This window comes from Kitasatospora sp. NPDC034533 (assembly GCF_055575155.1).
Genome location: NZ_JBVITE010000027.1, coordinates 92,957 through 99,001 on the forward strand (window position 1 = coordinate 92,957; position 6,045 = coordinate 99,001).

General features: G+C 72.5%; 6 protein-coding genes. 4 read left to right on the forward strand and 2 right to left on the reverse strand.

The window, feature by feature from the left end; translation table 11 throughout:
* Positions 1–138: 138 nt before the first annotated feature.
* Positions 139–1,632 carry a family 2 encapsulin nanocompartment cargo protein terpene cyclase gene (locus tag ACZ55U_RS20240; protein ID WP_465527516.1) on the forward strand — a complete coding sequence of 498 codons (1,494 nt, stop codon included), beginning with the start codon at positions 139–141 and terminating at the stop codon, positions 1,630–1,632.
* 96 nt (positions 1,633–1,728) lie between these two features.
* Positions 1,729–2,607: a geranyl diphosphate 2-C-methyltransferase gene (locus ACZ55U_RS20245; RefSeq protein ID WP_465527517.1), complete on the forward strand. Its 879-nt coding sequence runs from the start codon at positions 1,729–1,731 to the stop codon at positions 2,605–2,607.
* A gap of 85 nt (positions 2,608–2,692) precedes the next feature.
* Here ACZ55U_RS20245 and ACZ55U_RS20250 read toward each other — a convergent pair whose 3' ends face one another.
* On the reverse strand, positions 2,693–3,337 hold the full coding sequence (locus ACZ55U_RS20250; RefSeq protein WP_465527518.1) for a dihydrofolate reductase family protein: 645 nt from the start codon (positions 3,335–3,337) through the stop codon (positions 2,693–2,695).
* A 285-nt stretch (positions 3,338–3,622) separates the two neighbouring features.
* On the opposite strand from ACZ55U_RS20250, the gene ACZ55U_RS20255 reads away from it, so the two are divergent.
* Positions 3,623–4,693 (forward strand): phosphatidylinositol-specific phospholipase C domain-containing protein, encoded by a 1,071-nt coding sequence (locus tag ACZ55U_RS20255; protein WP_465527519.1) that lies wholly within the window; start codon positions 3,623–3,625, stop codon positions 4,691–4,693.
* 121 nt (positions 4,694–4,814) lie between these two features.
* Positions 4,815–5,207 (forward strand): ribonuclease domain-containing protein, encoded by a 393-nt coding sequence (locus ACZ55U_RS20260; protein ID WP_465527520.1) that lies wholly within the window; start codon positions 4,815–4,817, stop codon positions 5,205–5,207.
* Between the two features lie 147 nt (positions 5,208–5,354).
* Here the strand turns inward: ACZ55U_RS20260 and ACZ55U_RS20265 are convergent, their stop codons facing one another.
* Entirely contained in the window at positions 5,355–5,927 is a 573-nt protein-coding gene (locus tag ACZ55U_RS20265; protein ID WP_465527521.1) for an alpha/beta hydrolase, read from the reverse strand.
* Positions 5,928–6,045 lie beyond the last annotated feature (118 nt).

Below are 6,045 nucleotides of genomic sequence, written 5' to 3' on the forward strand. Positions count from 1 at the left end.
GGGGCACGTCCAAACGTCGCCCTCCGGAACGTTCACCCTATCGGGTGAGGAAGATCGTCCGGTGCGATGCGGAACGCGCCTTCGCGCCTACGGTAGGGGACCGAACGGGGCGGAGCCCGAGCGGCCGGAGTCCCCTTCGTGGCAGGCGGGCTGACGACCCGTCACGATCGTGATCCCCCTCAGAGGAGGCTCCATGCCCCTGCGCGCCAGACCGGACGCCCCACCCGGGCCCGCCCCCGCCCCGGCGGTGGGCCCATGAGCTCCCCGGCGATCGACCGGGCACTGGCCGGGCCCACCGGGCTGGGCACCTCCGGCCTGTTCTTCCGGCCGCAGGTCCCGGAGCCGCAGGTCCCGGAGCCGCAGGTCCCGGAGCCGGAGGTCGCGGAGTCCGTGACCTCGATGCCCGTGACCTCGGTGCCCGTGACGACGGCGCCGGTGGCCGCCGTGCCCGCCGTCTCGGCCGCGGAGACCGCCGTGCCCGAGGCCGCGGTACCCGGGGCTACGGTGCCCGAGGCCACGGTGCCCGGGGGCGCGGTGCTCGGGACCCCCGGGTTCACGGTGCCGTCCGGCCACGTCCTCCCCGTCCCGCCCGCCCTGACCTCCCCCGTCGAACCCCCGGCCGCCGAAGCGCCCGGCGGTGGCAAGCCCAAGCCCGGCGACGCGATCCCCGGCCTGTACCACCACCCGATCGCCGAGCCCGACCCGGTCCGGGTGGAGGCGCTGAGCGCGAAGCTCAAGGTCTGGGCGATGGAGGAGATCGAGCTCTACCCGCCGGAGTGGGAGAAGGACTTCGACGGCTTCTCCACCGGGCGCTACATGGTGGCCTGCCACCCGGACGCCCCGAGCATCGACCACCTGATGCTCGCGGCCCGCCTGATGGTGGCCGAGAACGCGGTGGACGACTGCTACTGCGAGGACCTCGGCGGTTCGCCGGTCGGCCTGGGCAGCCGCCTGCTGCTCGCCCACACCGCGCTCGACCCGCTGCACACCACCCCCGAGTACCACCCCGGCTGGGAGGCCTCGCTGTCCTCGGACGCGCCCCGGCGCGCCTACCACTCGGCGATGGAGTACTTCAGCCGGGCCGCCACGCCCTCCCAGTCGGACCGCTTCCGGCACGACATGGCACGGCTGCACCTGGGATACCTGGCCGAGGCCGCCTGGGACGAGGCCGGCCACGTCCCGGAGGTGTGGGAGTACCTGGCCATGCGCCAGTTCAACAACTTCCGCCCCTGCCCGACGATCACGGACACCGTCGGCGGCTACGAGCTGCCCGCCGAGCTACACGCGCTGCCCGCCATGCAACGGGTGATCGCCCTGGCCGGCAACGCGACCACCATCGTCAACGACCTCTACTCGTACGTGAAGGAGCTGTCCAGCCCCGGACTGCACCTGAACCTGCCGGTGGTGATCTCCGAGCGCGAGGGCGTCTCCCGCAAGGACGGCTACCTGAAGGCGGTCGAGGTCCACAACGAGCTGATGCACGCCTTCGAGGCCGAGGCGGCGGCGCTGGCCGTGTCCTGCCCCGTGCCGACCCTCGTACGGTTCCTGCGTGGTGTGGCCGCGTGGGTCGACGGCAACCACTTCTGGCACCAGACCAACAGCTACCGCTACACCCTGCCCGACTTCTGGTGACACCACCCCCGCGGTGGGGCCACCTCCGGCCGGCGACGCGCGGCCGCCGATGACCATTTCCGATCCTTCCCCTGACCATCCGCTAGGAGCTGACCCATGTCCGTGACCGACGACATCACCACCCCCGGCGACGCCATCCCCGGCCCGGCGACTCCGTACCAGGGCGACATCGCGCGCTACTGGGACCACGAGGCCCGTCCGGTCAACCTCCGCCTGGGTGACGTCGACGGCCTGTACCACCACCACTACGGCATCGGCGAGATCGACCAGGCCGCGATCGGGGACCCGGCCGACAGCGAGCGGGAGAAGAAGGTGATCGCCGAGCTGCACCGCCTGGAGTCCGCCCAGGCGGAGGTGCTGCTCGACCACCTCGGCGACATCCGCGCCGACCACACCCTGGTCGACGCGGGCTGCGGCCGCGGCGGCTCGATGGTGATGGCCCACCAGCGCTTCGGCTGCCGGGTCGAGGGCCTGACCCTCTCCACCCAGCAGGCCGACTTCGGCAACCGGCGCGCCGGTGAGCTGGGCATCGGCGACTTCGTCCGCTCCCGGGTCGCCAACATGCTGAACATGCCCATCGAGACCGGCTCGATCGCGGGCTCCTGGAACAACGAGTCCAGCATGTACGTCGACCTGCACGACCTGTTCGCCGAGCACGCCCGGGTGCTGAGCGTCGGCGGCCGGTACGTGACCATCACCGGCTGCTGGAACCCGCGCTACGGCCAGCCGTCGAAGTGGGTCTCGCAGATCAACGCCCACTTCGAGTGCAACATCCACTCGCGCCGCGAGTACCTGCGGGCGATGGCCGACAACCGCCTGGTGCCGCAGGCCGTCATCGACCTGACCCCGGACACCCTGCCCTACTGGGAGCTGCGCAACACCACCTCGCTGGTCACCGGCATCGAGGAGGCGTTCATCGAGTCCTACAAGGACGGCTCCTTCCAGTACGTGCTGATCGCCGCCGACCGGGTCTGACAAGGTCTGACCGGAGAGCGGCAAGGCGACGGCGGCCTCCCCGCGTGGCGCGGGGAGGCCGCCGTCGTCCGCTCCCGGGAGCCCGCTACCGCCGGGTGAAGGTGAGGTGGGTGACACCGCTCGGACTGGACACCGCCTCGGTGCGGAAGCGCTGCTCCAGCCCTTCGAGCCCGGCCCAGAGCGGTTCGCCCCGGCCGAGCAGCACCGGCACCACGACCACGTGCAGGTGGTCGACCAGATCGGCCGCCAGGAAGGCCCGGACGGTGCTCGGACCGCCGCCGATCCGCACGTCCAGGCCGCCCGCGAGCTCCCGGGCCCGACGCAGCGCCTCCTCGGGGGAGGCTTCGAGGAAGTGGAAGACCGTCCCGCCGTCCATCTCCAGCACGGGGCGCGGGTGGTGGGTGAGCACGATGACCGGGGTGTGGAACGGCGGGTTCGGCCCCCACCAGCCGCGCCAGTCCTCGTCCTGCCACGGCCCGCGCTGCGGGCCGAACTTGTTGCGGCCCATGATCTCCGCGCCGATGCCGTCGGCCCAGGTCCGGGCCATGGCGTCGTCCACGCCGGTCTCACCGCCCTCCTGGCCCTGCATCCGCCGGAACGTCCGGGTGCGGAAGAACCAGCGGTGCAGCCGGTCGGCGGCGTGGCCGAACGGCGCGTCGAGGCTCTGGCCCTCGCCCGTGCCGTAGCCGTCCAGGGAGATCGAGAAGTTGTGGACCCGGACCAGGGACATCGGCTTCCTCCGCTGCTGGCACCTCGGGGCGGGACCGGCCGCCCCCGTTCGCGGGCCACGCTAACCCGGCACCCGGGCGCCATGACGCTCCGTCACCGCCGTGGGCGTGGCGGGCGGGGTGGATGGGGGCCGGGTGGAGGAAGGGGAGGCGAGCCGGGGAGAAGCGGTGCGGCCGTCACGTTATTGTCGTGCCTTCTTCATCCGGAGCACGCCCGGGTGCGCGATGCTTCGTCAGGCCGCCCGGGAGCAGGGCGGCCGACGCCACGACCTGGGGGAACCACAACGATGACCGCACGCCGCACCCTGACCGGACTCCTCGCCGCCGGCGTGATCGCCGCCGCCGCGGCGCTGATCGCGACCGCCCCGGCGGACGCCACCCCCGCCGGCCCGGGGGACCTGCCGTTCGGCTCCGCGACCACCGTCGGCCTGCACAACACCTACGACCCGGCCGCCTACCAGTACCTCGCCCAGGGCCTGGACACCGGCACCGGGATGATCGAACTGGACCTCTGGCCCAACGTGGTGACCAAGCAGTGGCAGGTCAGCCACTCCAACCCGTTCGGCAACTCCAACAACTGCACCGCCGCGAGCACCCCCGCGCAGCTCTACGCCGGCAGCACCGACCAGAACCTGGAGAGCTGCCTGGACGACGTCCGGGTCTGGCTCGCCGCGCACCCGGGCGCCGGACCGCTGGTGATCAAGCTGGAGCTCAAGCCGGGCTACTCGGCCAACCTCGGGATGGGCCCGGACCAGCTGGACGCGGTGATCGCCCAGCACCTCGGCTCCGCCGTGCTGCGCCCGGCCGACCTGCTGGCCAAGCCCGGCGGTGGCGCGTACGCGAGCGTCGACGAGGCGGTGCGGGCGGGCAACTGGCCGAGCCGCTCGGCGCTGGCGGGGAAGGTGCTGCTGTACGCGATCCCGGGCACGGTCGAGCTGGGCAACCCCTTCGACACCCTGCACACCGACGTCGAGCAGGGCCGGCACCTGCGTGACCTGGCGGCGGCCGGGCGGATCGGCCAGGCCGAGGTGTTCCCCTCCGTGCTCGGCGCCGCCACCGGTGACCCGCGCGCCCAGTACACCGGCGCGGACGCCTCGATCCGCCCCTGGTTCGTGGTCTTCGACGGCGACGCCTCCACCTACGTCAACACCGTCGACACCTCCTGGTACGACAACGCCCACTACCTGCTGGTGATGACGGACGCCCACCTGGTCGCGCCGGCGATCAGCAACACCGATCCGACGGCCGACCAGGCGCGGGCCCGCACCGAACAGTTGGCGAAGGCGCACGCGAGCATCGTCTCCAGTGACTGGCGCAAGCTGCCCTCGGTGCAGTCCCTGGTGCTGCCGCGCGGCTGAGGCGTCGGGAGCGAGCGACGGCTGACCAGGTCAAGGCGCCGGAGCGTACGCCGAGTTGACTGCGGGTGAAGAGTCGGAACGGGGCTTCCGGTGGTTGCGTCCGGTCGTCATCCTGGTTGTCATGAACCGAACTCTACGCGCGTGGAAGACTCGTGTCGCCGCCACCGCCGCCGTCGCCCTGGTGACCCTCGCGCCGATCGCCGTCGCCACCGAGGCGCAGGCCGCGGTGAGCGGCTCGGTGTGCCTGTCCGCCCTGCCCGCCCAGGCCCACACCACCCTCGACCTGATCGCCTCCGGCGGTCCCTTCCCCTACAGCCAGGACGGCGTGGTCTTCCAGAACCGGGAGGGCGTGCTGCCCGCCCGGTCGACCGGCTACTACCACGAGTACACCGTGGTCACCCCGGGCTCGCCGACCCGCGGCACCCGTCGCATTGTCACCGGCCAGCAGTACCACGAGGACTACTACACCGCCGACCACTACGTGACCTTCCGCAAGGTCGACTTCGGCTGCTGACCGGGCCGCCGGTCCACCGCAGGAACCCCTGGGCCCCGGCGAAGCACCCGCGCCGGGGCCCGGGCGCGTCCCGGCGCCCGGCGGTGAGGAGGCGGAGGCGGCGCCGGGCTCACGGGCCCGGCGCCGCCGGCGGAACGGGGGACGGGATCAGTCCGTCGGGCAGTGGATGCCCGCGGCCGGGACGGTTCCGTCCAGCAGGAAGGCGTCCACCGAGGCGCGGATGCACTTGCTCGCGCCGTATCCGGTGTGGCCCTCGCCGTCGCGGCTGATCAGGACGGCGTTGCCGAGTTCGGCCGTGAGCTTCTCGGCCCAGGCGTACGGGGTGGCCGGGTCGCCGGTGGAGCCGACGACCACGATCGGGGTGGCGGCGGTGGACTTGATCACGTGCGGCTTCTCGGTGGCGCTCGCCGGCCAGACCCGGCAGTCCGGGTCGAACAGCGCGCCCGTCGGGTCGTGCTTGCTGACCAGCGGGGCCTTGGCGGCGAGGTCGGTCAGTGCGGCCTGGAGCTGTTCACCGGTCGGCGCGTCGGTGGCGCCGTCCATGCAGTGGATGGCGGTGTAGGCGTCCACCGAGGGGCTGTAGTGGCCCTCCTTGTCGCGGCCGTTCATGCCGTCGGCGAGGGCGAGCAGGTCGTCGCCCTTGCCGCGCACCATGGCCCAGCCGAGGGCGTTGCGCAGACCGCTCCAGGCCTTCTCGCCGCCGTAGAGTCGGCCGAGCACACCGTTCCAGGCCGCGTTGGAGGGGCGGTTTCTAGCGGTCGTTGCAACACGTGGTCGGTTGTCTAGGCCGCGAGGAGTTTAGCCAGACGCTCGGCTGGGGTTTCCCAGCCGAGCGTCT